Annotated in this window: 25 protein-coding genes; 11 read left to right on the top strand and 14 right to left on the bottom strand. The window is 67.7% G+C overall.

The features are described 5' to 3' along the window. Positions 1–72 precede the first annotated feature (72 nt). The 3 genes from AB0B91_RS33540 to AB0B91_RS33530 are packed head-to-tail and all read left to right on the top strand — an operon-like array spanning position 73 to position 2943. Positions 73–921, top strand: coding sequence for a hypothetical protein (locus AB0B91_RS33540; protein WP_358327999.1), 849 nt, complete (start codon positions 73–75; stop codon positions 919–921). Continuing rightward, positions 914–2167: a hypothetical protein gene (locus tag AB0B91_RS33535; RefSeq protein WP_358327997.1), complete on the top strand. Its 1254-nt coding sequence runs from the start codon at positions 914–916 to the stop codon at positions 2165–2167. The genes AB0B91_RS33540 and AB0B91_RS33535 overlap by 8 nt, the downstream gene beginning before the upstream one ends. Then, the gene (locus AB0B91_RS33530; RefSeq protein WP_358327995.1) at positions 2164–2943 is read left to right on the top strand and encodes a hypothetical protein; all 780 of its coding nucleotides are present in this window, start codon (positions 2164–2166) and stop codon (positions 2941–2943) included. Before AB0B91_RS33535 ends, AB0B91_RS33530 begins: the two co-directional genes overlap by 4 nt. A gap of 46 nt (positions 2944–2989) precedes the next feature. Here the strand turns inward: AB0B91_RS33530 and AB0B91_RS33525 are convergent, their stop codons facing one another. The 6 genes from AB0B91_RS33525 to AB0B91_RS33500 all read right to left on the bottom strand — a co-directional run bounded on the left by AB0B91_RS33525 (position 2990) and on the right by AB0B91_RS33500 (position 7810). Beyond that, positions 2990–4486: an FAD-dependent monooxygenase gene (locus AB0B91_RS33525; protein WP_358327993.1), complete on the bottom strand. Its 1497-nt coding sequence runs from the start codon at positions 4484–4486 to the stop codon at positions 2990–2992. A 72-nt stretch (positions 4487–4558) separates the two neighbouring features. Continuing rightward, a complete protein-coding gene (locus AB0B91_RS33520) occupies positions 4559–5161 on the bottom strand; it encodes a TetR family transcriptional regulator (RefSeq protein ID WP_358327991.1) in 603 nt (200 codons plus the stop codon). Between the two features lie 396 nt (positions 5162–5557). Next, complete coding sequence (locus AB0B91_RS33515) at positions 5558–5770, bottom strand: hypothetical protein (protein ID WP_358328911.1); 213 nt, start codon at positions 5768–5770, stop codon at positions 5558–5560. Further along, positions 5704–5913 (bottom strand): MerR family transcriptional regulator, encoded by a 210-nt coding sequence (locus tag AB0B91_RS33510; protein ID WP_358327989.1) that lies wholly within the window; start codon positions 5911–5913, stop codon positions 5704–5706. Before AB0B91_RS33510 ends, AB0B91_RS33515 begins: the two co-directional genes overlap by 67 nt. A gap of 198 nt (positions 5914–6111) precedes the next feature. Continuing rightward, entirely contained in the window at positions 6112–6972 is an 861-nt protein-coding gene (locus tag AB0B91_RS33505) for an SDR family NAD(P)-dependent oxidoreductase (protein ID WP_358327987.1), read from the bottom strand. Positions 6973–7234: 262 nt separating this feature from the next. Then, entirely contained in the window at positions 7235–7810 is a 576-nt protein-coding gene (locus AB0B91_RS33500) for an NUDIX domain-containing protein (protein WP_358327985.1), read from the bottom strand. A 1153-nt stretch (positions 7811–8963) separates the two neighbouring features. On the opposite strand from AB0B91_RS33500, the gene AB0B91_RS33495 reads away from it, so the two are divergent. After that, a complete protein-coding gene (locus AB0B91_RS33495) occupies positions 8964–9095 on the top strand; it encodes a hypothetical protein (RefSeq protein WP_358327983.1) in 132 nt (43 codons plus the stop codon). 174 nt (positions 9096–9269) lie between these two features. Here AB0B91_RS33495 and AB0B91_RS33490 read toward each other — a convergent pair whose 3' ends face one another. From AB0B91_RS33490 to AB0B91_RS33470, 5 genes are read right to left on the bottom strand one after another with little or no spacing between them, the layout of a single operon-like run. Beyond that, entirely contained in the window at positions 9270–10436 is a 1167-nt protein-coding gene (locus AB0B91_RS33490) for a hypothetical protein (RefSeq protein WP_358327981.1), read from the bottom strand. Between the two features lie 28 nt (positions 10437–10464). Then, entirely contained in the window at positions 10465–11550 is a 1086-nt protein-coding gene (locus AB0B91_RS33485) for an enolase C-terminal domain-like protein (RefSeq protein WP_358327979.1), read from the bottom strand. A gap of 17 nt (positions 11551–11567) precedes the next feature. Then, positions 11568–12452: a carbohydrate ABC transporter permease gene (locus tag AB0B91_RS33480; protein ID WP_358327977.1), complete on the bottom strand. Its 885-nt coding sequence runs from the start codon at positions 12450–12452 to the stop codon at positions 11568–11570. Further along, positions 12449–13294 carry a sugar ABC transporter permease gene (locus tag AB0B91_RS33475; RefSeq protein WP_358327975.1) on the bottom strand — a complete coding sequence of 282 codons (846 nt, stop codon included), beginning with the start codon at positions 13292–13294 and terminating at the stop codon, positions 12449–12451. Before AB0B91_RS33475 ends, AB0B91_RS33480 begins: the two co-directional genes overlap by 4 nt. Beyond that, positions 13281–14573, bottom strand: coding sequence for an extracellular solute-binding protein (locus tag AB0B91_RS33470; RefSeq protein ID WP_358327973.1), 1293 nt, complete (start codon positions 14571–14573; stop codon positions 13281–13283). Before AB0B91_RS33470 ends, AB0B91_RS33475 begins: the two co-directional genes overlap by 14 nt. A 107-nt stretch (positions 14574–14680) precedes the next feature. On the opposite strand from AB0B91_RS33470, the gene AB0B91_RS33465 reads away from it, so the two are divergent. Continuing rightward, complete coding sequence (locus AB0B91_RS33465) at positions 14681–15337, top strand: GntR family transcriptional regulator (RefSeq protein WP_358327971.1); 657 nt, start codon at positions 14681–14683, stop codon at positions 15335–15337. Positions 15338–15962: 625 nt separating this feature from the next. Here the strand turns inward: AB0B91_RS33465 and AB0B91_RS33460 are convergent. Further along, the gene (locus AB0B91_RS33460) at positions 15963–16157 is read right to left on the bottom strand and encodes a CPBP family glutamic-type intramembrane protease (RefSeq protein WP_358327969.1); all 195 of its coding nucleotides are present in this window, start codon (positions 16155–16157) and stop codon (positions 15963–15965) included. A gap of 78 nt (positions 16158–16235) precedes the next feature. Here AB0B91_RS33460 and AB0B91_RS33455 point away from each other — a divergent pair, with 78 nt between their 5' ends. From AB0B91_RS33455 to AB0B91_RS33430, 6 genes are all read left to right on the top strand, one after another. Next, positions 16236–16553, top strand: coding sequence for an alpha/beta hydrolase (locus AB0B91_RS33455; protein WP_358327967.1), 318 nt, complete (start codon positions 16236–16238; stop codon positions 16551–16553). A gap of 231 nt (positions 16554–16784) precedes the next feature. Then, entirely contained in the window at positions 16785–17171 is a 387-nt protein-coding gene (locus tag AB0B91_RS33450) for a YbaB/EbfC family nucleoid-associated protein (protein ID WP_358327965.1), read from the top strand. A gap of 21 nt (positions 17172–17192) precedes the next feature. Beyond that, positions 17193–17492 carry a hypothetical protein gene (locus AB0B91_RS33445; protein ID WP_358327963.1) on the top strand — a complete coding sequence of 100 codons (300 nt, stop codon included), beginning with the start codon at positions 17193–17195 and terminating at the stop codon, positions 17490–17492. Continuing rightward, positions 17489–21484, top strand: a complete 3996-nt coding sequence (locus AB0B91_RS33440) for a toxin glutamine deamidase domain-containing protein (RefSeq protein ID WP_358327961.1) — start codon at positions 17489–17491, stop codon at positions 21482–21484. The genes AB0B91_RS33445 and AB0B91_RS33440 overlap by 4 nt, the downstream gene beginning before the upstream one ends. A gap of 18 nt (positions 21485–21502) precedes the next feature. After that, the gene (locus AB0B91_RS33435) at positions 21503–21787 is read left to right on the top strand and encodes a YrhB domain-containing protein (RefSeq protein WP_358327959.1); all 285 of its coding nucleotides are present in this window, start codon (positions 21503–21505) and stop codon (positions 21785–21787) included. Beyond that, positions 21784–22023, top strand: coding sequence for a hypothetical protein (locus AB0B91_RS33430; RefSeq protein ID WP_358327957.1), 240 nt, complete (start codon positions 21784–21786; stop codon positions 22021–22023). Before AB0B91_RS33435 ends, AB0B91_RS33430 begins: the two co-directional genes overlap by 4 nt. A gap of 349 nt (positions 22024–22372) precedes the next feature. On the opposite strand, the gene AB0B91_RS33425 is transcribed toward AB0B91_RS33430, so the two are convergent. Next, positions 22373–23008, bottom strand: a complete 636-nt coding sequence (locus AB0B91_RS33425) for a DUF6461 domain-containing protein (RefSeq protein WP_358327955.1) — start codon at positions 23006–23008, stop codon at positions 22373–22375. Positions 23009–23253: 245 nt separating this feature from the next. Beyond that, the gene (locus AB0B91_RS33420; protein WP_358327953.1) at positions 23254–23805 is read right to left on the bottom strand and encodes a dihydrofolate reductase family protein; all 552 of its coding nucleotides are present in this window, start codon (positions 23803–23805) and stop codon (positions 23254–23256) included. Between the last annotated feature and the right edge of the window lie 8 nt (positions 23806–23813).

The raw sequence follows: 23813 nt of genomic DNA, 5'->3' as shown, positions 1-23813 counted from the left end.
GCCCATGGAGCAGCGGTCCGGATGAGTTGCCCCGGCTTCCACCACGGCATTTCCTTCCCTACGATCAGCCGTGTGCCTGGCACCTGGACCCGATTAGCACGCCGCGCGCGTCGCGGCCGAATAGGCCGCCTCGCCGCGGCCTCCCTACTCATCCTTGGCTACAGCGTCTACATCCTGTGGCCGCAGGCCCTCACGGCTGAGCCGATCCTGTACGGGGATCCCATCTACGACCAGGGCTGGGCGCTTCATCTGCGATCCGGACAGACGCTCACGCTCAACGAGATCCAGGCAGACGACCCTCTCATCGTCAGCGGCGACGGTCACACGATCGTCTACGTTCAGGACGGCCGTATTCGAGCACGCGACCTGCGGGACGAAACGGTGCACGACCTCGCCGACGCGGGCCGGATCACCGCCCTGCACACCTCCTTCGACGGCCGGGCCGTCACGATCTCCTATCGGGATCGCACGCTGATCGCCAACCTCCGGACCGGCGAGCGGCGCACGATCACCGATATCTGCAAGGTGTACGGACTGTCCGACACCGTCGTTTGGGGCGTGCCCGGCTGCGCACGCCATCTGGAGGAAGCCCGGCTCGTGACCGTTCGGCGCGATGGTACGGGCGCGTTCGTTGGCAAACTAACCGGCGGGCTGCTTTCGCCCGATCTTCGGCTGGTGGCCTCATACGACTTCGACGGAGTCCTCATCAGCGACGCCACGTCCGGCAAGAAGATCAAATTGATCAGGAGAAACGATCCCCGCATCTTCGCCTGGTTCAATGATCACGAGGTCATCGTCGAGGGTTCGCCGTACCAACTCGTTGACGTGAGGACGGGCGACACGCGCCGCGACCCGGCGTTGCCAGACGAGTGGATCTCTCACATCGCGTGGCGGGGGGCGGGTAATGGCTGGCTTGGCTGAACGGCAGGCACGGGCCGCTTCCCTACTCGCCGGTCAATCGGCGGCGAGACTCGCCACGGGCAGCGGCACCCCTGCCGCCTATTTCCGGATGTTTCGCCGCTTCCTGTCTCCGCTGCGCGTCTGGGATGCGCCCGCCTGGGGTCGGGGCTTGTCCCGGCGGCAGCGGGCAGTGCTGGTTGCGACGCTGCATGAGGGATGGGACGAGCAGGACACGGCCGAGTTGTGCGGATTGAGCCAGGCCGAGGTCCGAGCGCTTGCCGTACCTGAGCAGGAAAGGGCGGCGCTCACCGCCCGGCTTCGGGAGGCGGCCACGACACCGGGACCGGCGCCGACGCGCTTCCCGAAACTCGTCGCCTGCCTCTGCCTGCTCGGCGTGGCGGGCTCAGCCGCCGTGGTCCCGCTCACAGATCGAAAGCCACCGCTGCTGCCGGTTCTGCCTGCCGCGGCAGCCGAGCCCATCCGGTACGGCATGCGTGTGCGGGACGAGCTGTTTCCCGATCGGATCGAGCCGTTCGCCTCAGCGGATCCGTCCGAAGGATGGCTCGTGGTCGACACGTCGGGACGGCGCTGGCGGCTACCGGACGCGCTGCCGCAGACCGACGTGCAGGTGAGCCCGGATGGCCGCAAACTCGCCTACTACAGCTTCGCCCGGATGCAGGTGGTGATCCACGACGTCACGACCGGTGCGATCCTTCCCGTTCCGACCGCCTTCTACGAGGTCCGCCTGTCTTTCTCTCCCGACAGCCGCTATCTGGCCATGGAACAACCACAAGCAGAGGAAGTGGCCATCACCGACACGCGGTCGGGCACCGTCATACGCATCGAGGACGACGAGCCTCTTCGGGGATGGGCGGGCGGCCATCTGGTGATGGACCACTCCTACAACGGTGTCAAGATCGTGGCGTTGGACGGCTCAGTGATCGCCAAAGCACAGGGCGCGGAACTGGAATCCGACCGGCGGCCGGCCATATCGCCGGATGGCAAGGAGATCGCCGTAGCCTCCGGCCGGAGTGTCCTGGTCCTCGGCCAGAACGGCCGGGTGCTGCGCAAGGTCGACGCGCAGTTGCCACCGACCGCCGAGCTCAGGCGCATCTACCGGTGGACGGGGCCTGGCGAGGTGCTGCTGTACGCGCCTGGGTACCGTTCAGCCGCCGTCTACCTCATGAACGTGCTCAGCGGCGCGACCCGGCCGGTGCCGTACGCTCCGGAGGTAGCCGGGGACGACATCACGATCGGGGCGGTATGAAGGTCCCACTCGCCCTGGCGGCACTCCTGCTGACGGCTTGCTCCTCCCCCGCTCCCGAGGGGCCGCGCCCGTTCGCGCCCACTCAATCCCCCGTCCGCTGGATCAGCACATCAGGTATCGCCCGTCTCGCATCCAGCCAGGACGTGGCGATCCAGAATGTCAGGAAGATCGTGGGCGTGAGCCGCGATGGCCACCGCGTCGTCTACGTCGACGACGCCTCCGGCCACTACGTCGCGCTCGACCTGCGTACCGGCCAGATCCGGCAGCTCACCGCGAAGCCGGTAGGCCGGGTCCGCGAGGGTGAGCCGCATCTGGCCATCTCGGGCGACGGCACGTTCTTCGCCACCTCTCCAGTGGCGGTGGCGGAAACCACGATCACCAATTTTGACACCGGCGAAACCAGGATCATCAAGAACGTCTGCCGCCTCTACGGCTTGACCTCTTCCGGAGTACTCGGGACACGACACTGCGAGGGCGACAGTGACCTGCGCTGGGTCTCTCCAGGCAAGAAACCGCGCGTCTTCGAGGGCCTCAACCGCAACGACGAACCTTCGCTCTCGCCCGACGGCAAGTTCATCGCGGTCCAAGGCTTCACGCTCATCGACTTCGCGACCGGTAAAGCGGTGCGAAACTTCCCGATCCCGGCAACCGAGCAATGGCTCGACGCCGATCACCTCCTGGCCAGGACCGACAACGGCTACTACGCCGCCGATATCAGAACCGGCTCGCTCACCAAACTCCCCGTCGTCGCTCCCCCTACCAGAGGGTCCTGTTAGGCCGCTGGCGGTAGTTGTCGGGGAATGACGATGTGCACCTATCCAGTCACCCCAGCCAGCGTTGGATCGCCGTCCTGAGCGATGCGCGGGACTCCGCGTCCGGCTGCGGGACGTCGGTGGCCCATGCCACGTATCCGTCGGGCCGCAGCAACAGCGCCGTGCACGGTACGGCGGAGCCGGGCAGCCCCGCGGTCGCGGGGTATCCCCAGTCCCCGCCGGTGAAATCGATCAGGTGCGGGCGGCCGTCCCTGGTCAGCTCGGCGAGCCGGACACCGTCTTCGAGGTCCAGGTCGGGAGCCCACCGACCGGCCAGCGGATGGTCGCTGCCCACCTCGTAGCGGATGTCGGCGCCTGACATCAGGTCGGCGATACGGCGGACGTTGCGCGGGTCGCCGAGCAGTTCGGTGAACAGCGCGCGCAGGCCGGTGACCTCGCTGCCAGGGGCGATCAGTGCGGATTGGGCGCGCGAGGACATCACCACCCGCTCAGCGACCGGGCGTCGTTCGGACTCGTAGGTGTCGAGGAGACCGGCGGGGGCCGTGCCGCGCACGTCGGCCGCGAGTTTCCAGCCAAGGTTGACCGCGTCCTGGAGGCCAAGGTTGAGCCCGGGCCCGCCGATCGCCGAGTGCACGTGAGCGGCATCGCCGACCAGCAGGACCCGCCCGTCTCGGAAACGCTCGGCCAGGCGGGTGTTGCCCCCGTTGAGCTTGCGCATCAAGTGCGGCCCTTGGCCGTCGGGCGGGCCGACAACAATGTTCACACCGAGCACGCGGCGGGCGCTGGCCTGCAGTTCCGCGAGCGTGAGCGGCCCCTCGGCGTCCTGTCCGTTCCACTCCGTGGTGGAGATCAACGGTGCGGGGGTGCCCGGCAGGGGCGCGTACACGAACAACCCGCGCTCGGTCCGGTGGTGCAGGAACTGCGGGATGGGTCCGTACCCGGGAATGTCGAGGCCGCCGGTGGCCGGATCGACGAACTCGGCCGGCACGACGGCGTGCGCGGTGCGCGCGATCGTGTGGTCGGTCGTCACACCGGGGAAGGTGATGCCGGCCAGCTTGCGTACGATGCTGTGCCCGCCGTCGGCGCCGATCAGGTAACGCGTTTCGATCGTGTACGGCCCAGCCGGCCCGCTGACCTGGAGGGTCACGCCATCCGCGTCCTGGGTGAATCCGGTGAGCTCGTGGCCGCGCCGGATCTCGACGGCGAGTTCGACGGCCCGTTCCTCCAGCATCTGCTCGATCCTGCGCTGCGGAACCTGGAGGATGTAGAAGGGGTTGTCGTCCAGCACACTCAGGTCGATGGGCAGCGCGCCGAAGACGAATCCGGGAGTGGGCCGCGGTGGGTCCTGGTTACCAGCGAGCCGCTCGTACAGGCCGCGCCGGTCCAGCATCCGTACCACCTGGCCGACCAGGCCGTTGGCGCGGTTTTCCTGGGTGCGCTCCGGCAGGCGCTCCAGGACCAGGGGACGGATTCCGGCCAGGCTCAGCTCGCAGGCCAGCATCAGGCCGTTGGGCCCGGCTCCGGCTATGACGACATCGGTGATCATGGTGGTCCTTCCGGGCATGACGGATCGACCGGCGGCAGCCCGGCTGATCTTCTCTAGGAAAGATGGAAAGGGTCAGGGCGTGGGCAGGCCGGCGGCGACCTGACCGAGGGCGTCGCGCAGCAGTTCCTCGAACGGCGCCGGCGCATCGCCGTGGAGCCACAGCTGGATGGCCGCGAGTATGGCGGCGCCGACCGTCCCGGCGACCAGGTGCGGATACAGATCTCGATCGGCATTGGTGCCGGTGCGCTCGGCGATCGCCGCGGCCAGCGCATCCTGCGCGGCCGCATGGGCCTTGAGGAACTCGCCCCGATGCTCCGGATGCTGGCTCATCAGCTTGACACCGGCGATCCAGCGCTCGTCGGTCGGACGCTCGGCCTCTTGCATGCCAAGCGCGAACCGGGCGAACACGGCGTTAGTGATGGCCTCCCACAGGGGTTCGCCGTCCGGCCTGGACCTCAGCTCGTCGGCGATCTGCACCGCTCGGTCGAAGTGCCTGGCCGCGATCGCCTCGCCCTTGCTGGAGAAATAGTTGTTGAACGTGCGGTGCGAGACACCCGCCTCGGCGGCGATCTCCTCCACCTTGACGTTGTCGAAGCCACGCTCGACGGTCAGCTTGATCGCCGCCCAGCTCAGCGCGATCCGGAGTTCTTCCTTCTTGCGCTCTCTCAGCCCCATATGAACACTCTACACAAATTTGCGAGCCACGCAAATATGCGAGCCGCGTAAAGATGCGTGGCTCGCATGCATGCGGCGGGCCGGAGCCGGCTACCACCCGGGCCTCCCCATGCACCTGCCCCACAGCTCCCAAACCAGGACGAACCCAATTCGGAAACCCCCGAAACGACAAGATCCCGCCTGATCGCGATGATCAGACGGGATCCCGTCAACTTCAGTCCAGCCGTCTTAAGAACGGCCCTGGGCGGGGAGTTCACGAGTGCAGTTGAGCTTGGAGAATGCGAGGCCTTGAAGATCGTTTCCCAGTGGGGAAGTGATCGTTTCCCGCATGGGCTGTGGCCGGAGATTGGAGGGAGGCCGGACTACCGCTAGCAGCCCGGCGAGCGTCGGCGTCCCTCACTCTGCCGGGAGTGCCCGTCGGAGCGGCTCGTCCGGCAGCGCCGTGCGGTCGGTACCGGTGGTGGTGCCGAGGGCCTGAACGTCCGGCCCGGTCGAGCCCCCGTACGTGGCGATCTTGTATTCGACCGCCGTGAGGGAAAGGGTCAGCTCACGGATCCGGCGGCGGATGGTGTCGCGATGTTCGACCAGCGCATCGAGCCGCGCCGGCACCGTGTGCCCTCAGGCATCGAGAGCGAGATGTAGTGCTGCAGGTCACGCATCGGCATACCGGACCGCCGCATCCGGGTGAGGAACACCAGGCGCCGAACCGCTTCGGCGTCGTAGACGCGATGACCATTACCGTCGCGGGCCACCTCGACCAGCCCGGCCCGCTCGTAATAGCGAAGCGTGTGGGGCGAGACGTCGAGGAGACCTCGGCGATCGTCATCGTCTCGGGCAGATCGGCCAGGTCGGCGAGGCGGTGGATCGCCTCGACCGACAGCGGACCGTCGTCGTCCCCAAGCGCTTCGAGCGCCCTGGTCACCAGATCGTCGGTGGCCATGACCACGAGCCTAGATGGGCCGTACCGATGCGGAGACACCCTCGAAGTCGGCGCTGCGGGCGGTCTCGGCCCACTGCTCGACCTCGTCCAGGCCGCGCCGGTAGGCACGCGAGATACGCTCGACCGCCTCGCGCCCGAGCGGCAGCCGCAGCGGCACCTCGTCGCCGTGCGCGAGGGACACGATGATCTCGGCCGCCCGCGCCGGGTCACCTTCCTGGCGGCCGTCGGTCCCGGCCATGTCCGCACGGACGTTGGCGAGCAAGTCACGGTAGGTCGCGGACGGCTCGACGAACTCGAGCACGTCGCCCCCGTTGAAGCCAGTCCTGAACCGGCTGGGCTCGACGAGCATCACCCGGATCCCGAACGGCGCGACCTCCCCGGCCAGGGCCTCGGACCAGCCTTCGAGGGCGAACTTCGACGCGGAGTACGCCGACACGCCGGGGAACGACGTCCGCCCACCCTGGCTGCTCATCTGCACGATCGTCCCGGTGCCCCGCTCACGCATCGTGGGCAGCGCCGCCCGGACGAGCGCGGCGGGGCCGAACAGGTGCAGATCCATCAACTCGCGCAACTGCGCGTCGCTGACCTCCTCGACCGCTCCGACCACGGCCCGGCCCGCGTTGTTGACCAGCACATCGAGCTGACCGAAGCGGTCGAGGGTGTCGCGCACGAGGTCCGCGGCCGCGGCGATGTCCCGGGCATCGAACTTCGCGATCAGGCAGTTGTCCGGGTACTTGGCCTCCAGATCGGCCACACTCTCGGGCCGGCGCACCGCCGCCACCACGTGGTCGCCCGCCGCGAGCGCCGACTCCGCCAGTGCGCGTCCGAACCCGCGGGACGCGCCAGTGATGATCCAGGTCTGTGTCGTCATGGCGGGGACGCTATGCCTTCGAGCGCGCTCGAACGCAAACCCGGCGTGACCATCAAAACGGAAGATCGTGACCGGAAGCGCAAAGGAACGTGGACCGCCACCTGCCCGCTCCGGCGCTTGAGGGTGAGTCTGCCTTTGTTCTTGCCCTGGACGGGCAGTCGCTCGCTTATACCGGCCCCCACGGCCAATCCGGGGTGTTCACGAGAGGCGGCGACCTGGCGAGAAAGGGGCCGCCTGAAGATCGCTTCCCGGGTTGGCCGGCTTACATATCCAAGGCGAGCGGTTCGCTCGGCAACCCCTTCCCGCTCAGGACGTCAGCGAGCAGAAGAGGCAGCCCTGGAGGCCGGAGGGTGTGACTGATCTGTGCGGTGACCAGGTCGGCGAGCGACCACCATCGGTGTTCGGCGATCGCTTCGTGTTCTCCGGGTTCTAGATGGTTTGTGCTGATGTCTTGACTGTTACGGACTCGGGCGAGGAAGTAGCTCTCGTGCATGTGCAGCGGGTAGCCGGCCCAGAAGGCGTCCACGTCGAGGGTCCACAGGCATGGCCCCCAGTCGACGTCGGTCAGGCCGGTCTCCTCGAAAAGCTCTCTACGGGCGGCCTGAAGGAGGCTCTCAGCGGGCTCAACGCCGCCGCCGGGCAGGATCCAGAACAGCTCCGGCACGGGATGACCGGGGACGACGATGTTGCCATCATTGCGGACCTGCATCATGAGGAGCCGGTCATCGTGATCTAACAATACGACGCGAGCACCTCGTCGGATCTTCATCTGGTTGCTCCTTGTCCTGTTCGGCGCATGGAGGTCGCGACAGGGTTCAAGATCTTGCCAGCCCTGCACCCCGACGAGCGTCCCAGTTTGGGTGGAGGATCACCCACACAGGTGTTGATCTTGGTTGTGGTAGTGACTGCCAGAACTTCCCCGCTTACAGTGTGGAGTTTTCGGACCACATGGCGTGAAGCGGATCGGGTGGGCGCATCTGTGTCTGCGTGGAGGCGGATGTGACGTCGCTGCTGGAACGCGGCCTTGGCTGAGGCGGCTGCCGCCGAGAGGACGGCCGAGCTGCGCGAACGACTCATTGCAGCGGAGGAAGAGCTCCGCCGCTTGTCCATTACCCGCGAAACGCTGCTGGCTCTGTCGGCCCAGGATGACGAGCATGAGGCTGAGTCTCTTGGGGGCGAATACGAGGCACCCCATCGGAAGAACTCACCGCGCTCATCAGCGCGCGAGAGCCGTACTTGCTGCGCCTCAAACAGAACCCGAACGCAGGCGGCACCGTCTGCTTCCACTGCCCGGCAGCAGGCCCATCGCTGCCTTGCCCCCGCTTCGACCGCCTCGACCAGCGCGGACCCAACCGGCCCACCGCGGTCGACCTCACCGACACCCGGCAACGAGCCGCCCACCCCGCGGCCAAACCTCGCGTCCTTCCCCCACAGCCCGACCACAAGACCGGCGAACTGCCGACGATCTGCCACCAGCACACCATCACCGTCCACAAGGACGACCTCGGCCACCTCGACAAGCATCTGCCGACGTCCCCGAGATCCCAGCAGAGCACAGCGACCGCACGCCGCTCGCGGGCCGGAGCAGGCCGCCACCCGTCCCATAACGCACATTTCAGATCACCGTGTCGCAGCACTCAGCCCGGCGTCGGCTTCGCTATGCCCAACGACGCGAACTCGGACCTCCATCAGCGGCCTGACACCACCCGGGCCTTCCCAGACACCCGCCCTGCTGTCCCCAAACCAGGACGAACCAGATTCGGAAACCCCTGAAACGACAATATCCCGCCCGATCTCGATGATCAGACGGGATCCCGTCAACTTCAGTCCAGCCGTTTCAAGGGTGCGGCGTTCACGAGTGGGTGTGACTTGGGATGCAGAAGGGGCCTGGAAGATCGCTTCCCGAGATCGGCGTGATCATGCCCAGGTTGGATGGACGCTTGTCTTGGCGCAGCAGGCTCGACCAGACCCCACCCAACAGCTCCTGCCCCGTGGGCTTCGGCATCCAGCCAACTCTGCATCGTGTCTATGGCCGACTGGACGACGTAGTGCAGCAGGAACTCGCCACAACCTCGATCGCCGACGTGCTGCGCGATACCCTGGCCGAACAACGGTCCACCTGACCGCGTATCCCCGACTTCGTGCCGACCAACGACTCGAAGCCCCTGAAACGACAAGATCCCGCCCGATCACCACGATCAGCCGGGATCCCGTCAACTTCAGTTCAGCCGTGGTGTGCACTTCAGGGCGCCCCCTTTTCGGGCCGACAACCCTACGTGCGGCCGAGATGGCCCGGCTCAGGCAAGGAGCGGGGCGAGGTGGTTGGTTCGCGTTCCCTCGGCGGAGGTCAGGTAGCCGCGTAGCCGCGCCGCGATGGTGCCCAGTTCGCCGGACAGCGCGTACGCCGGGCCGTACAGGGCGGGTGGCCGGATCGCGGCGACCTGTGTGTTGAGGTTGGTGACCAGGCCGGCGCTGGTGCCACCGTTGGGCACGATGCGGATCGTGTAGTCCAGAATGCTGTTCGCCTCCCCACCGGTGATGTGGGCGCCGGGCAGGATGCCGATGCCGGTGTCCCAGTCCATCGAGTTGCGCACGTTCTCGAACACGGCCGAGGTGGCGTACTTCGTGCCCGCGTTCTTGGAGAAGACCACGGCCACGTTGGGCGTGGTCCGGTGCGCGCCTTCCTTGTAGACCATGGCATAGCCGCTGGTGCCGCCGGTCGGTGTCCACGGGTAATAAGGGATGTTGTCGCCGGCCCGGTACCACTCGCTCGGGTCGCCGTTGGCGTCGAGCCGCAGGGCCAGGGCGGTGAAGGCGTCGGCGGAGCGCAGGAACGGCAGCCAGTTCTCCAGGTAGAACTCGACGTTGGCGACCGTCGCCCCGGCGTTGACGACCTTGGGCAGCCGGATGACGCGGCGGATCTCCAGCGCACCGTTGGACAGCCTCGTGTAACGGGTGAGCTGCGGGACGGCGTCCGATCCCGCGAAGTCGGCGACGAGTTCGGCGTACCACTGCCTGTCGGCGATGGTCCACACGTCGGTGGTGGTGGAGTTGGTCCGCTCGACGCGCACCGTGCGCTGGTAGGCGCCGGGACGGGTGCCCGCCTGGTTGACGTTCCAGCGCCGGTCGAGGACGTTGGTCGCGGCCTCGACGTTCAGGCCCCACAGGACGGCCTGCATGACCCGGTCGGTCTCCTCGCCCTCGTAGGTGGGCGAGAGCAACGGCTGGTAGCCGGTCGGGCAGTGCCGCATCTGCGGGATGGAGCCGCCACCACCGAGCCGGAAGTCGAACTGCTCCCCGCCGTTCCAGTAGTTGCGCTGCCACACGTCGGTGCCGTCGGACAGCAGCTTCCACGACCAGCCCTTGGCCTTCGCCTGGGCGGGCGTCGCCGCGATCAGGGGTAGCGCGGCGGCGGTCGCCAGGACGGCCCGCCTGCTCGGGCCGGTGCTCCGCTTGTCGCTCATGTCGGTTTATCTCCTTTGTGGGGGGGTTTCAGGAGGAGTAGGGTTCCAGCCCGGCCGGTACGGACGTGCGCTCCCATTCGGCCTCGTATCCGATGCCGGGCGCCGTTCCCGCGTGAACGAGCCCTTCGGCGTCGACCGCTTCCTCCCTCGTCACAGGGTTGGCGGGGACGAACGACTCGTAGTAGGTGGTGTTCGGGATGGCCATGCACAGATGGGTGTGCACGATGCCGCCGCCGTGGACCTCGGCGCGCATCCGGTAGGCGTCGGCCAGATGCGCGATGCGCATGGCCCCGGTGATGCCGCCACGCAGACCCGCGCTGGTGCGTACCGCGGTGGCGGAGCCGTTGGCGATGAAGTCGGCGGTGTTCATGTGGGCGCCGTCGCTGGTCTCGGCGACGATCAGCGGCACATCCACCTTCTCGGCCAGGCGCTGGTAGGCGGTCGCGCTGAACTCGCGCATCGGCTCCTCGTACCAGAGATATTTCGCCTCGGACAGAACCCTGCCCAGCTTGATCGAGTCGAGCAGGTCGAACCCGGCGGATCCGTCGTACATCAGCGGCACCGAGCCCCCGACGTGCTCACGCAGGGCCGCGCACAGGGCGATGTCGCGGTCGACGTCTCCCCAGGCGTGCAGCTTGATGGCCGGATAGCCCAGCTCCAGGCACTGGTCGGCGACATCCAGGTACTCACTGATGGTGGCGAAGGTCGCGGTGGAGGCATACGCGGGGATGGCGGAGCGATACCCGCCGAGCAGTTCGTGCACCGGCAGCCCGGCCGCCTTGCCCGCGATGTCCCACAGCGCCACATCCACCAGGCCGTGGATGTAGAGCGGCATCTCCTCGATGCGGTCCAGTTCCCAGACGCGGTGCCACAGCCATTCGCGCCGCAGCGGGTCGGCGCCCAGCAGTTCGGAACGCAACCGCCGGTCGGCGATGTCGGCCAGGATGGTGCCGCGCTGGCTGTAGGCGTAGCCGGTGTGCCCGTCGTCGGTGGACAGCACGAGCCAGCCGCCGGTGTGCGCGGGCTCGGACCCCGGCAGGCCGTCGCGCCAGCGGAAGACAGGCGTGACGGCGGGCTGCGCGCACAGGACGACGTCGACAGCGGTGATCTTCACATTCACTCCGTTGCGGTTCAGTTCTTGACGGCGCCGTCGAGCAGCCCGCGCACCAGGTGGCGCTGGGCGAACAGGAAGACGAGCGCCACGGGCACCACGGTGAGCACACCTGTGATCGCCGCTTCCGGCCGGTGGATGGGGAGATCGCTGCCTCCCAGTGCCGGATTGAGCGCCGGTGAGCCGGAGATGAGCACGCCGAGCCCGACCGGGAGGTTGAAGGTCTCGTCGTCGCCGAGCATCACGAACGGCAGGAAGTAGTTGTTCCAGTTGCCGATGAAGGCGAAGAAGGTCAGCAGCGCGATCAGCGGCTTGCCCAGCGGCAGGGCGACCCTGCCGAACAACGCGGCCTCCGAGCAGCCGTCGATCCTGGCCGCCTCCAGCACCTCGCGCGGCAGCATGGTGGAGAAGTAGATGAAGGCGAGGTAGACCCCGAACGGGTAGAGACTGGCGGGCAGGATCACCGACCAGGCGGTGCCGGTGAGCTGGACCGCGTTCACCTCCAGGAAGAGCGGGAGCACGAGCGCGGCCGGTGGCACGATCATCGCCAGCAGCGTGGCGATGAGGATGACTCGCCGCCCGGCGATCCTCGTCGCCGCCAGCGCGTACCCGGCCAGCAGGGAGGTGGTCACCGACAACAGCACCGCGCCGCCGGTGTAGAGCGCCGAGTTGACGATCCACTGGTAGATGACGCCGTCGTTGAAGGTGATCAGGTTCCGCCAGGCGGTCAGGTAGCCGCCGAGCGAGCCGAAGGACAAGGGGTGCCCGCCGGTGATCTGGGCGTCGGACTTGGTCGGCGCCAGCACCAGCCACACCAGCGGCAGCGCGCAGGCCAGGGCCACCAGGCCGAGGACGACGGCCACGGACATCCGCCAGACCCACGCCCCGCCGAGCCGCTCGGTCATCGGTCGACCTCCGTCTCGAAGAACTTGGCCTTGAACACCAGGAAGCAAGCGGCGACGGTGCAGACGGCCAGCAGCATCAGGCACAGCGCGGCGGCCGCGGCGAAGTCTCCGTTGTCGAAGGCGAACAGCAGGCCGAGCTGGTTCAGCGACCACGACTTGGAGCCGGTGAAGGCGACGCCGTACAGCAGTTGCGGCTCGATGAAGATCTGCAGCCCGGCGGTGAAGGCCAGGATGACCATGTAGACCACGTACTTGGAGATGAGCGGCAGCTTGATCCGCACTGCCGTCTGCCACCAGGAGCAGCCGTCCATCCTGGACGCCTCCAGCACGTCGCGCGGCACTCCCTGCAGGGCGCCGTACATGATGACCACCCACTGGCCGAACCCGGTGGCGAAGGCCATCAACGCGAAGATCACCACCAGGTACGACGGTTTCAGCACGTCGTTGCCGGTCCGCATGCCCAGGCCGTGCAGCAGTGGGGCGAAGGGGCTGAGCGCGGGCTGGAGCATGACGTACCAGAGCAGCACGCTGGCCGAGCCGGTGACCGCGCCCGGCAGCATGTAGACCAGGCGCAGCGCCGTGCCGTACAGGGGACGCTGGTCCTGGACGAACAGCGCTAGCAGCAGCACGCCGATCACCATGACCGGCAGGTACAGCGCCATGAACAGCGACACGTTGCCGACCGCGGGCAGGAAGCGGAAGTCGGCGACCGCGTGTACGTAGGCACGGGGGTCGCTCAGGGACTCGTAGAGGGCGTACAGAACGGGGCCGATCCCGAAAACCGCGAGCAGGACCAGGTACGGGGCCACGCACAGCCAGCCGAAAAACTTACCCGACGTCATAGCCTTGGGCCTTTGCCAGGTTCACCAGCTCGGTCTGCAGCGCGTCCAGGCTGGCGGCGACGGTGCCGCCGGAGCGGATCGCCGGCACCACCGTCTGGGTGAACGCCCCCTCGACGTCGTAGCGGGTGGGCTGCTGCACGGGGTTGACCTTGGCCGCCTGCTCCCGCATCACCGGGAACGGATCTGCGGCGTAGAACGGGTCACCGGCCAGCCGCTTGGCCCACGCGTCGGCCGAGGGGCCGTAGGCAGGGTAGGTCGGCGCGTCCTTCTGGTAGCCGGCGTCAGTGGTCATCCACTGGATGATCTCGGCGGCGCCCTTCATGTTCTTGGAGTGGCGCGAGAGCAGGTAGACGCCGCCGCCCGCGCTGCCGGACCAGTTGGTCGTCTCGCCGTCCCACGACGGGTACGCCGCCGCGGCGATCTGCCCGTTGGGCGTGGCGAACAGGTCCTTGGGCTTGAACAGGTAATCGCCGAGCCAGGAGGCACCGGGCAGCATGAGAACCTTGCCCTCTTTGCCCAGCTTGGCCATCTCCGGGTCGAAGAGTCCCGCCTTGGTGACCGAGCCGTTCTTGATCAGAGGGTCGAGTACGTCCGCGACCCGGGTGCACTTGGCGTCCTTCAGGTCGATGTGCGCCTTGTCCGGCCCGGTCACCTGCTGGATCGGGCAGCCGCTGGACCAGAAGTAGTCGTAGTAGGTGAAGAAGCTGCCCGCGCTGCCGATGACGTACCCGGGGTGCTCCTTGGCCACTCGCTGACCCAACGCCCGGTAGTCGTTCCAGGTCTTGGGAAGCTGGTAGCCGAAGCGCTCCATGAGCGGCTTGTTGTACCACAGCACGGTCTGGGCCAGATCGTTGCGCAGGCAGTACAGCTTGCCGCCAACCTCACAGGGCGCGTTGGCCGTACCGAAGCCCTTCCGGATCTGCTGTGACACCAGCGAGTCGAGGGGCTGCGCGTAGTTCAGCTTCCCGGCGAACTGCGAGACCACGTTGGGCTGCCCCGCGAAGATGACGTCCGGCCAGCCCTTGCCGGTGCGGTTGAACAGCTGAATCTTCGTCAGCAGGCTTTGCCCGTCGTAGGTCTCGACCTTCGTCTTGAGGTTGGGATGCGTCTTCTTGAACTGCTCGAACCCGGCCAACCGGGTGGGGTCACTCCACACCAGCAACGTCGCGTCGCGGTCCTCGGTAATGGCCCCGCTGACGGCTGTGGGCGTGTTGGACGAACATGCGACGAGGAGGGCGCCTGCGAGGCACGCCGTCAGGGGGATGCGAAATCTGATCACAGCTGCCTCGGCAAAATCGTGTACGATGTCTTCAGTCAGATGTTGCATGCACGTTACGAAGACGTCAACCCCCACTTGCCGCTATGTTGTGAACACAGGAGGTTTGGATGACCGACACCCCCGCGCCGGCACCGGCGCTCCCCCGGCGGCAGGTGCTGGCCGACGACGTGTACGACGTGTTGCGGGAAATGCTGCTCAGCGGTCACATCCCACACGGCAGCCGGGTCAAGATCGACGCTCTGGCGGCGCAGCTGAAGATCTCCAACACACCGATCCGCCAGGCCCTGGGGCGGCTGGAGGCCGACGGCCTGGTCAGCAAGCATCCCTACCGCGGCTTCGTCGCCGCCGACCTGCCCGACCGCAAAACGATCTCCGACCTGTACGAGTGCAGGCTGCTGCTCGAACCTCCCACGGCCGCCCGCGCCGCCCAGGAGTTCCGCACGGAGGACGGGGCGTTCCTGCGCCAGCAGGTCGACGTGCCCGGCGGCGATCTCACCCTGCTGGCCAAGGCCGACGAGCTGCTGCACGGCGAACTCGCCAAGATGTCCGGGAACCTGATCGTGGCCGAAACGCTGGAGCGGTTGTTCGTCCGTTCACGCGCTTTCCGGATCTTCTACACCCGGGAAGGCGCCGCCGAACTCACCCGGGACGAGCACGAAGCCATCGTGCGGGCAGTCGTGGCGGGCGACGGCCCGGCCGCGGCGGACGCGATGACCGCCCACTTGCGGGCGGCGGGAGAGCGCATGCTCGCGGCACTTCCGTAACGCCGCCCTCCACCAAGCGGCCTCAAGCCCCGGAAAACACGGCATCCGGTCCGACCAAGATGATCGGACGGGATCCCGTCAACTTCCTTCAGGCCGTTTCAAGAACGGCCCTTGGTGTGGGGTGTTCACGAGCTGGTCTGACTCGGAACGGAGTTCCAGCCACATGCGGCCGGCCAGGCGTGGCAGTCGGGCGCGAGTAGCTGGAAGGCCAGCGAGATGAGCGCCGACACCACCGAGACCACCGGGAAAAGAACAAGGCGGCTCACCATCCAGATGGACCCGGCGAAGTTCTCTCCCGCACTCAGGTCACCAGCGCAGTAGACGACGGAAGCGGTCTACCGGCACCAGCTCAGGCCAGTGATCACACCATCTTCGGCGACAGCCGACACGGGTAGAGAGTCCGAGTGAGATGGCTCCCCGATTGGCTCCCATCGACTCCCAGACGAGGGAAAAGGGGCTTCGGATCGACTCCGAAACCCCTTGTCACCTGCAACTATCCTGGTGGGGTGTTCACGAATGTGTCCGGCCTGGGACGAAGTGATGGGCAGGAAGATCGCTTCCAGAATGAAAGAGATCGTTTCCCAGGCTGGAAGGCGTCGCGACGATGGGACTCGAGCGACAGGCGTTACAACATGCCCACCAGAATGGGGGCGGCGTTCATGGCGCCGTGGACAACGAGGATGGGCCACATCAGTCGGTATCGGCTCCACAGATAGCCGAGGAACAACCCCTGCACTCCTTGATTGACGATGGCCGAGGAGAGGTCTGTGGGAAGGTGTCCCGTGCCTTGGATGCCGACATGCCAGGCCGCCCAGAGCATGGATCCCCAGCCTCAAGACCTGGCATCCGGTGACGGAGGTGGGATTTCAGCACAAGAAGTTACCCATCTACGTATGGCGTGCCGACCGAGAAGGAGGGGACACCAAGAGACGCAAGTCGCGTCGCACGCTGGAACTGCCCAAGCTGGCGGCACCGGGCCAGCGCCTTCGTCGACGCCGCCCACGACAGCGAGGATCAGCAGGACGGCCGGCACATCAAGGCCCCTACCCTGGCGATCTGGCAGGACCCCGGCGACATGGTGCTGCCGTTTGACCCCTCGGCGGTCTGGCACGGATGGGCGCCGGATGTCCGCACCTTGATGCTGCCGGGTGGGCACTTTCTGCCGGAGACTCAGCCCGACGCCGTCACTGCGGCGATCAGAAACTTGATCAGTTAATCCATAGGAGCGACCGAACGGCGGCAGGAGCGTCCGCTACATCGCTGAGCCGGGAGGTTCGGTCCGATCCTTCGAGGTGCAGGACGCTTGCCGGGAGCACCAGATGGCGGGACGGCCGCGCCCGCGTACCCGCAGGGACCTGTGGCCGCACTCCTCATGACCACCGGCCACCCACTTCGACAAATCATGAAATGGGCAAAGAGGCGAGTCTCCCCCGTTATGGTGCGGCGAATGAACGCTGACCAGTTGCATGAATACGCGAACCAGTTGCGTGACAATTTCTTGCGGCTGCAGGATCAATCCCTGGAACTGCACCAACGTTCCCGAGCCCTGCAGGTCACCCACACCTCGCCCGACGGTCTTGTCACCGTCACCGTGGGCGCCCGTGGTGACCTGATCCGGCTCCAGCTCGACCCCCGGGTCTCCCGACTGAGCGACAGCGGCAAGCTGGCCGACATCATTACCGCCACAGCGCACCAGGCGGCGGTGATGGCCCAGGACGAGATCCTGCGGATGTTCGAACCCCTCATCCCGCCCGAGCAGATGCGGGCCCACCTGAACGGCGACCTGGACAGTGTGCTGGGGCACGTGGACGACCAGCTGCGCGAAATCGGCTAGCGGATGGCCGAGCACGTATGGATGGAACGTTCTGAGGTCGAGGCCGGATTGAAGGGGTGGCAAGGCCACACCGCCGTACTCGGTGACGCCCTGCGCGAGGCCACCGCCCGCATCGAGCGGCTGAACGCCGCCGCCCCCTGGGGTGGCGACTCGGCCGGGCAGGAGTTCTACCGGGCCTACTCGGCCGGGGGCGGGCCAGACACGCTCATCGCCTGGGCCAGGCAGCTCATGAGGACCCACGAGGCCGCCGGCGACGGCGTACGACAGACAGTGGAGACCACGAGCCAGGCTGCCTCGGTGCCGAAGAGCGACCAGGTATGAGCATCCATTCGGGGGCGGAGCACAACCGCAGCACACCGGTCACCAGAGCGCCGGGCGGCGACGACGACACGATCGGCAGCAGCGGCTACGCGAGCGACGTCACGCCGGCCTGGGGGGAAGGCGCGCCCGAGTGGGTGAACGTCCTGATCTCGATGGTGGCGGCCGGGCAAATGTGGCCCGAGGGCAGCGAGAAGGGCCTGGCGGAACTCGCCGTGGCCTTCGACGACGTGGCGCGAGCGGCGCTGGCCGGCCAGGACGTGAGCGGGTCGTTGCAGGCCGGGATACTGGACGGGTGGTCGGGCGCGTCCGCCGACGCCTTCCGAGGACACACCGACAGACTCGCCTCAGGGCAGACGGGGCTGGCAGGGCTGGCACAAGCCGCAGGGGCGTACGCGCTGCAGCAGGACTCCTACGCGCGCGCGACGCAGTACGGCAAACTGTCCATCAACGTCGGCTACTGGATCACGGTCAGCGCGGCCGCCGTCGGGCTCATGTCGAGCTTCCTCACCGCGGGCGCGACCACGCCGCTGCTCGCCGCGTACGCGCAGCGGCTGCGTACCTTCCTCAACGGGGTGTTCGGCACCCTGGAACGGGCAGCGAGCGCCGGGCGCGGGCTCACCGCCGTCGCGCCGAAGCTCGCCGCCGTCCAGACCGCGCAGCTCAGCGGGCGGCAACTGGGCCAGGGACTGCTGGCCAGGGCGGTCACCAGCCATATGCTGCGCGAACTGCCCGAGGAGGTGGGTGAAGGCCTGCTGATGGACGGGCTCGCCCAGCAACGGCAAAAGGATCTCGGCACCCGCACACGCTGGGACACCCGCATGACGGCCGCGAACGTGCTGGGCGACGCCACCGGCGCCCTGCTGGCGACCCGGATCGCGCCCGCGGTCTCCAGGTACGTCTCCGGCCTGCCCGGCCTGCGGCGGCTCGACGCCGCGGCCGGGGACGCCGGCGGTGTGGCGAACGCGCTCTTGCGGTACCCGACCAAGGCCGTGAGCGCGGCGGCAACCAACGCGGTCGTCTCGGCCCCGGCCGGGATGATCGCCAACGGGGTCGTGTACGGCAAATGGGAGCTGCCCACCATGGAAGGGCTGGTGGGCAGCATGGCGGCGGGCGCAGGAAGAGTGGGCACCATCAGCCCGCTCAGCACCGACGTCCTGTCCGCCGTCGCCGACCCGGCGACCGCACTCGCCCGCGCGGAGACCACGGCGCTCGCCCGCACCCCCGACCCCTCATCCACCCCCTCATCCACCCTGCCGCCGTCCCCCTCGGCCCCGGCCCTCACAGGCGCCGGCGCCCAAGAAGCCGGGGGGGCCGCGCAGACAACGGCCGCTCCCCCCGCACCGGTCGGCGACGGAACCGGACACGGGAACAACCCGACAGGTACGCCCCCACGCAACGGCCCCGCCCCGGCACAGAGCGCCCCCGCAAACGCCCCCACCGCGTCGGCGCAGCCCCGAGCGGTGCCGAATGCTCCGGCACCGAGCACAGCACCCGGCGGGACGGTGCATCCCAGTGCGGTACCGAGCGGCCAACCCGCGCACGCCAACCCGATCGGCGCGGCCCCTGCCACCCCGGTCGCCCCGGCCACCCCGGCCACCCCGGCCACCCCGGCCACAGCGACGAGCGGCCCCGCCGCTCCGGCCGCTGCCGCGACCGGTCCCACCACCGCGGCCCCGCCGACCGCTGCCAGCGGCCCTGCGCCGGCGTCTCCGGCCACCCCAGCGACCAGTCTCACCGCCGCTGCCAACGGTCTCCCCACCGCGGCCGCTCCGATGAACAGTCCTACAACTGCGGTTGCCGGGGTGAACGCGACGGCCACTGCCTTACCGGGACCTGGAGTGACCACCGCCCCTGTACCTGAGGCGGGCCTCACTGGTCAGACCGCCACCAGCGGGACGGCGCCCACTGTGCCGAACCTGACAGGACATGAGGCGGCCGCAGGGAGGCGAGATCTGGTTCCCTCCAAAGAGGCGCTGGCTCTGGCGCTCAGCGGACCGGTCACACCCTCCGTACCGGCGCTCGAGGGCATCGAGCCCGACGTCGCCCGGGACATCCATCAGACGATGCGGGAGCTGGCTCATGACTACCCGGACCTGACGCGTACCCTCGGCACCGTCAGTACGACAGACCCCCACGGGAACTTCGCCACCCAGCCGAACCTGGTCGCCTATGCGGTCATGGACGCTGACGAGCGGGGCATCCACCTCAACCCCGCCGCCATGGTCGATCAGGCGCGCGCCGGACAGGTGGAAGAGGCGACCGGCTGGACGGTGCCGGGCGGCGGCTCGGTGCGCGGCGTGCTCTATCACGAGGTGGGCGAGCACATCGCCGACGGCATCATGCGCGACCCGGACGCACGCACCATCCTGAACGCCACCGTCTCCACCGTGCTCGGCCGCCCGTACGACGTCATGGGCGTACACGACCCCGAAACCATGACCGCCGTCGAATCCCGGCTGTCCACCTACGGGGCCAGCACTCCCCGCGAACTGATCTCCGAGGCGTTCACCGAGTACAGGGCCTCGGCGCAGCCCCGCCCCCTGGCCAGGGCGGTCGGCGAGCTGATCAACCGGCTCTATAGCGCCCGAGCACAGGAGACCACGCCGACTACACGCCCTCGTGAGGAGGCCACGCCGACTACACGCCCTCGTGAGGAGGCCACGGCGCGTACGCGCGAGGAGGTGTACGCCCGCAGGCGCGGCCCCGCAGACGACCCGGAAGCCGATCCCGACCTGTGGGCACTGCGGGCCATGGACAAGCGGATGAGCGAATCCCGCTATCGGGATGAGGACGCCGAACGCCAAGCCGGCAAGATCCTTCAGCGCATCGCGAACACCTGGGGCCGCGATGGTGCCCAGTGGCTGCTGGACAGGTTCCAGGCGCGTTCCCCGTACGTACGCGACGGCATCGCCTGGGCAGCCCGCCAGCACGGCGTGGGAGAGCCGGCCGGTGACCGGCAGACATCCCGGACCCCGAGCCAGGCCGGCCAGGAACAGGAGGCCGCCTACCAGGCCGAGAGCCTCTACGATTCCCAGGCCGACCGGAGCCACTGGAGGGAGGTCATGCGGGAGGCCGACCATCTCGCCCACGAGTACACCGCCGCCGACCGCAACCAGGACGCCGACGCGTTCCAGGACGCCATCGACAACGCCCAGGCGTTCGTCCGCCGTCACGGCCTGGCCGACGCGGACCGGACGCCTTGGTACAAGTTCAAGGGCGCGGCGCAGATGGACGACTGGATGGCCTTCCGCGAGACACAGGACACCAGCACCGGCATCGGCTTCATGAGCGAGATCCTGCTGTACGACTTCGACCTCGAGCCAGACGACCTGAACGGCACAGGAGCCACCGGTCAGAGTGGAACAAAGGGGTACGAGCCCCCCATTCTTGACCACGACGACTTCGGCAAGGTCAACGTCGAGCGCCGGGTCAAGGTGCCCCTCGCCGGACTGCGCCCGCAACAGGTCGAGGACTACCCCAACGCCTCCAACCCCCTCAGCGAGGAGCACAAGGAGGCCATGCGGCAGGCCTACGAGGAACTGCGGAAGTTCATCGAGAACCTCGGCGCCAGGCAGGTCAGGTTCGGCGACCTGCTCGCGATCATCAACAAGGTCAACCCCACCGGGCACAACAGGAACTGCCCCGAGACCAGCCTGGCCATCGACGACATCCTGCGCGGCAAACCGGCCGTGGCCGGGCCGCTCAACGCCGCGCCGGTCCCGGTCATCCGCGGTACGCTGGGCAAACGCGCGATCGAGAAGTACATGCGGCTCAGCAACCTCAAGAAGGTGGCGAAGATCCTCCTCGACGAGGGGCCAGGATCACGCGGCGTGGTGATCGGCTACAGCGGCTCCGGCATCGGGCACGTGTGCAACGTCCTCAACGTCAACGGCCACATCTACTACGCGGACGGCCAGCACCAGCGGGTATACATCGACCGGCACCCCATGGAAGGCCGATACCGCGAGTACGACTTCTTCCAGACCCGCTGAGAAAGGACGGACCGCAACATGATCGGCAAGGAGGAGGCCGAGCAGCTCGTGCGCGCGTACATCAAGGAGGAACTGAGCGCCGTGGGGGAGAGCCTGGTCGTGCACAACGCGGAGACGGTGGAACGGCCGTACGGGTGGTTCTTCACGATCACCACGGCTGAGTTCGTCGAGACGGGCGACCCCGGCACCGCGTACGCCGGGCTGGGGCCGGTACTGGTGCGGCGGGCCGACAGCGGGCTGATGGAGTTCGACTCCATGTACACCGGCGAGGCTGCGGCGGAAGCTTACGAGGCGGGGCTGTGACGCGGCGGCGACCCGGGATCTGCGACGCGTGTGCCAGGCTCCGGCAACGGGTGGATCCGCAGGCGCCCGGCCGGTACGTCCCCTTCTGCGAGGCCTTCCCTGACGGCATCCCGGCGCAGATCTATGGGGGCGGCTTCGACCACCGGCACGAATACCCCGGAGACCGCGGCGTCCACTTCACGCCGCGGCCTGGAGCCGAGGGGGCGCTACGGGCGTTCGAGCTGCGCTCGCCGTAGGGTGAAGACTGCTGAGGTGGCCTTCCAGCGGGTTTGGCAAGGGGTGCCCCCCTTGCTGTGGAAGGATCACGGCGGTGGCGTGATCTGACGAGACGATCTCCTCCGACGCGGTGCATCTGGAGCAGGGCACCCGCCCCGCAGGCCCCGAACCCACACGAACGCGACTCGGAACCCCCTGAAACGACGAGATCCCGCCCGATCGCGATGATCAGACGGGATCTCGTCAACTTCAATCCAGCCGTTTCAAGAACGGCCCCTGGTGGGGTGTTCACGAGTGGGGTTGAGCAGCGCGAAGAAGAAGGACAGATAGACCGCTTCCCACGCGACTCTTGATCGTTTCCCTGATCGTTCAGCGTATGGCGTCAGGCACATGAACCATGACGTACGGGTGCGTCTGGTCGAACCACGCGCTCGTCAGTTTTGCGCCAGTGGTTTGGTCGATGAGGGCAAGCCAGGCCGCCCTCCAGTCGTAGTCGTCGTCGCGTTCTTCGAAATCGACGAAGAAATCTTGCATCGCTTCCAGCTGTGGCCACCGGTCAATGCCGGGGTGGTCTTCGGGGCGGCCGGGAAAGAGCGCGTCGATCTGCAGGATGAGCTCGCCGTCGGCGGCGAAACTCAGCTGGTTGTGGGCGTTGACGTTCCACCAGGCGCTGTAGACCCGGGCTCCGTGACTCAGGCGCCGAAGGACAGCGGGCGTGGCTCCGAGATAGTCGTACTCCCAGAGCGCGATAGTGGAGCCGTGTTGGTCGATGAGCACGGGATATGCGTCGCTGGCGAAGGGCACCAGGGCGCTGAGTGGGGCTGGGGGATGGAGTCGGCCGGGGGTGTCTCCGCCCAGGCGGGTGGCGATCTGCTGAAGGTTAAGGGGTTTTGCGTTGTGCGGGATGACGACCGTCCAGCACATGGCCACGTCCAGTCCTCGTGAACGGGCGAGGTGCCCGTAGTGCTCGCGCAGGTTGGTAGTCGTTGGCTGTCCAGCGTCCACGCGTGACCCTTCGATTAATGGCGAACAGATATTCGAGATCCTCGCAGGGAGGGCGCGGACAGCGGTAGATCGTCGAAGCTGCAATGCACGAGTTCGGCGTGGGGTGTTCACGGACGCGCCCTGGTGGGACTGATGGGACGAAAAGGGGTAATGGCGGCTCAGGGATGGCTGGGATACCGGCCGCCGAATACCTCATGCAGGGTCCGCGGTGGCACGTCCCGGCTGGTCGGCGCTGGTCGATCGGCTCAGCGACGGACACGGTAGCGGATGTGGGTGGCCTCCGGCGTATCGATCACCCGGACGATCTCCAACTCGATCTCCGACGGCAAAACATCGAACAGCCGGCGGCCACGACCGAGCAGCACCGGGATCAGATGGATCTGCACCTCGTCCAGCGCCCCAGCCTCGAGCGCCCGTTGCCCCGTGTAGGCGCCACGCACCTGCACGGCCCGGTCCCCGGCGGCAGCCTTCGCCTGCGCCATCGCGCTTTCGATCCCGTCGGTCACGTACGTCACCAACGGATAGCCCCAGCGAGCGGCCGGGCCGGGCGGCCGGTGGCTGGGTACGAAGATCGGGAGACCGTTGTGATCACCACCCCAATGATCCATGAGCTCGGCAGTCCGCCGTCCCGCGAGGACCGCACCAGCAGCCTTCCATTCGTCCTGGAATTGCCCGACCGGCACGGACGGCTGGCCGGACTCCCCCTTCACGTCCGCCCACTTGTGCAACCGCTCGCCGTCGTCGCCGCCGAGGAAATCGTCGGTATCGGCGATGTACCCGTCGAGGGACACTGACATGTCGAGCA

Origin of the sequence: Nonomuraea sp. NPDC049141 (genome assembly GCF_040648415.1) — a bacterium.
Lineage (GTDB): Bacteria > Actinomycetota > Actinomycetes > Streptosporangiales > Streptosporangiaceae > Nonomuraea.
The sequence above is the reverse complement of the archived record's forward strand: the minus strand, read 5'-3'. Positions and strand labels throughout refer to the sequence as shown.

What these genes read in the sequence shown, in the direction of transcription:
- AB0B91_RS33530 (WP_358327995.1), top strand. Translation starts at nt 2,164, where the DNA reads ATGAAGGTCCCACTCGCCCTGGCGGCACTCCTGCTGACGGCTTGCTCC.
- AB0B91_RS33525 (WP_358327993.1), bottom strand. Translation starts at nt 4,486, where the DNA reads ATGATCACCGATGTCGTCATAGCCGGAGCCGGGCCCAACGGCCTGATG.
- AB0B91_RS33520 (WP_358327991.1), bottom strand. Translation starts at nt 5,161, where the DNA reads ATGGGGCTGAGAGAGCGCAAGAAGGAAGAACTCCGGATCGCGCTGAGC.
- AB0B91_RS33505 (WP_358327987.1), bottom strand. Translation starts at nt 6,972, where the DNA reads ATGACGACACAGACCTGGATCATCACTGGCGCGTCCCGCGGGTTCGGA.
- AB0B91_RS33490 (WP_358327981.1), bottom strand. Translation starts at nt 10,436, where the DNA reads ATGAGCGACAAGCGGAGCACCGGCCCGAGCAGGCGGGCCGTCCTGGCG.
- AB0B91_RS33480 (WP_358327977.1), bottom strand. Translation starts at nt 12,452, where the DNA reads ATGACCGAGCGGCTCGGCGGGGCGTGGGTCTGGCGGATGTCCGTGGCC.
- AB0B91_RS33475 (WP_358327975.1), bottom strand. Translation starts at nt 13,294, where the DNA reads ATGACGTCGGGTAAGTTTTTCGGCTGGCTGTGCGTGGCCCCGTACCTG.
- AB0B91_RS33465 (WP_358327971.1), top strand. Translation starts at nt 14,681, where the DNA reads ATGACCGACACCCCCGCGCCGGCACCGGCGCTCCCCCGGCGGCAGGTG.
- AB0B91_RS33460 (WP_358327969.1), bottom strand. Translation starts at nt 16,157, where the DNA reads ATGCTCTGGGCGGCCTGGCATGTCGGCATCCAAGGCACGGGACACCTT.
- AB0B91_RS33450 (WP_358327965.1), top strand. Translation starts at nt 16,785, where the DNA reads ATGAACGCTGACCAGTTGCATGAATACGCGAACCAGTTGCGTGACAAT.
- AB0B91_RS33445 (WP_358327963.1), top strand. Translation starts at nt 17,193, where the DNA reads ATGGAACGTTCTGAGGTCGAGGCCGGATTGAAGGGGTGGCAAGGCCAC.
- AB0B91_RS33440 (WP_358327961.1), top strand. Translation starts at nt 17,489, where the DNA reads ATGAGCATCCATTCGGGGGCGGAGCACAACCGCAGCACACCGGTCACC.
- AB0B91_RS33435 (WP_358327959.1), top strand. Translation starts at nt 21,503, where the DNA reads ATGATCGGCAAGGAGGAGGCCGAGCAGCTCGTGCGCGCGTACATCAAG.
- AB0B91_RS33420 (WP_358327953.1), bottom strand. Translation starts at nt 23,805, where the DNA reads ATGTCAGTGTCCCTCGACGGGTACATCGCCGATACCGACGATTTCCTC.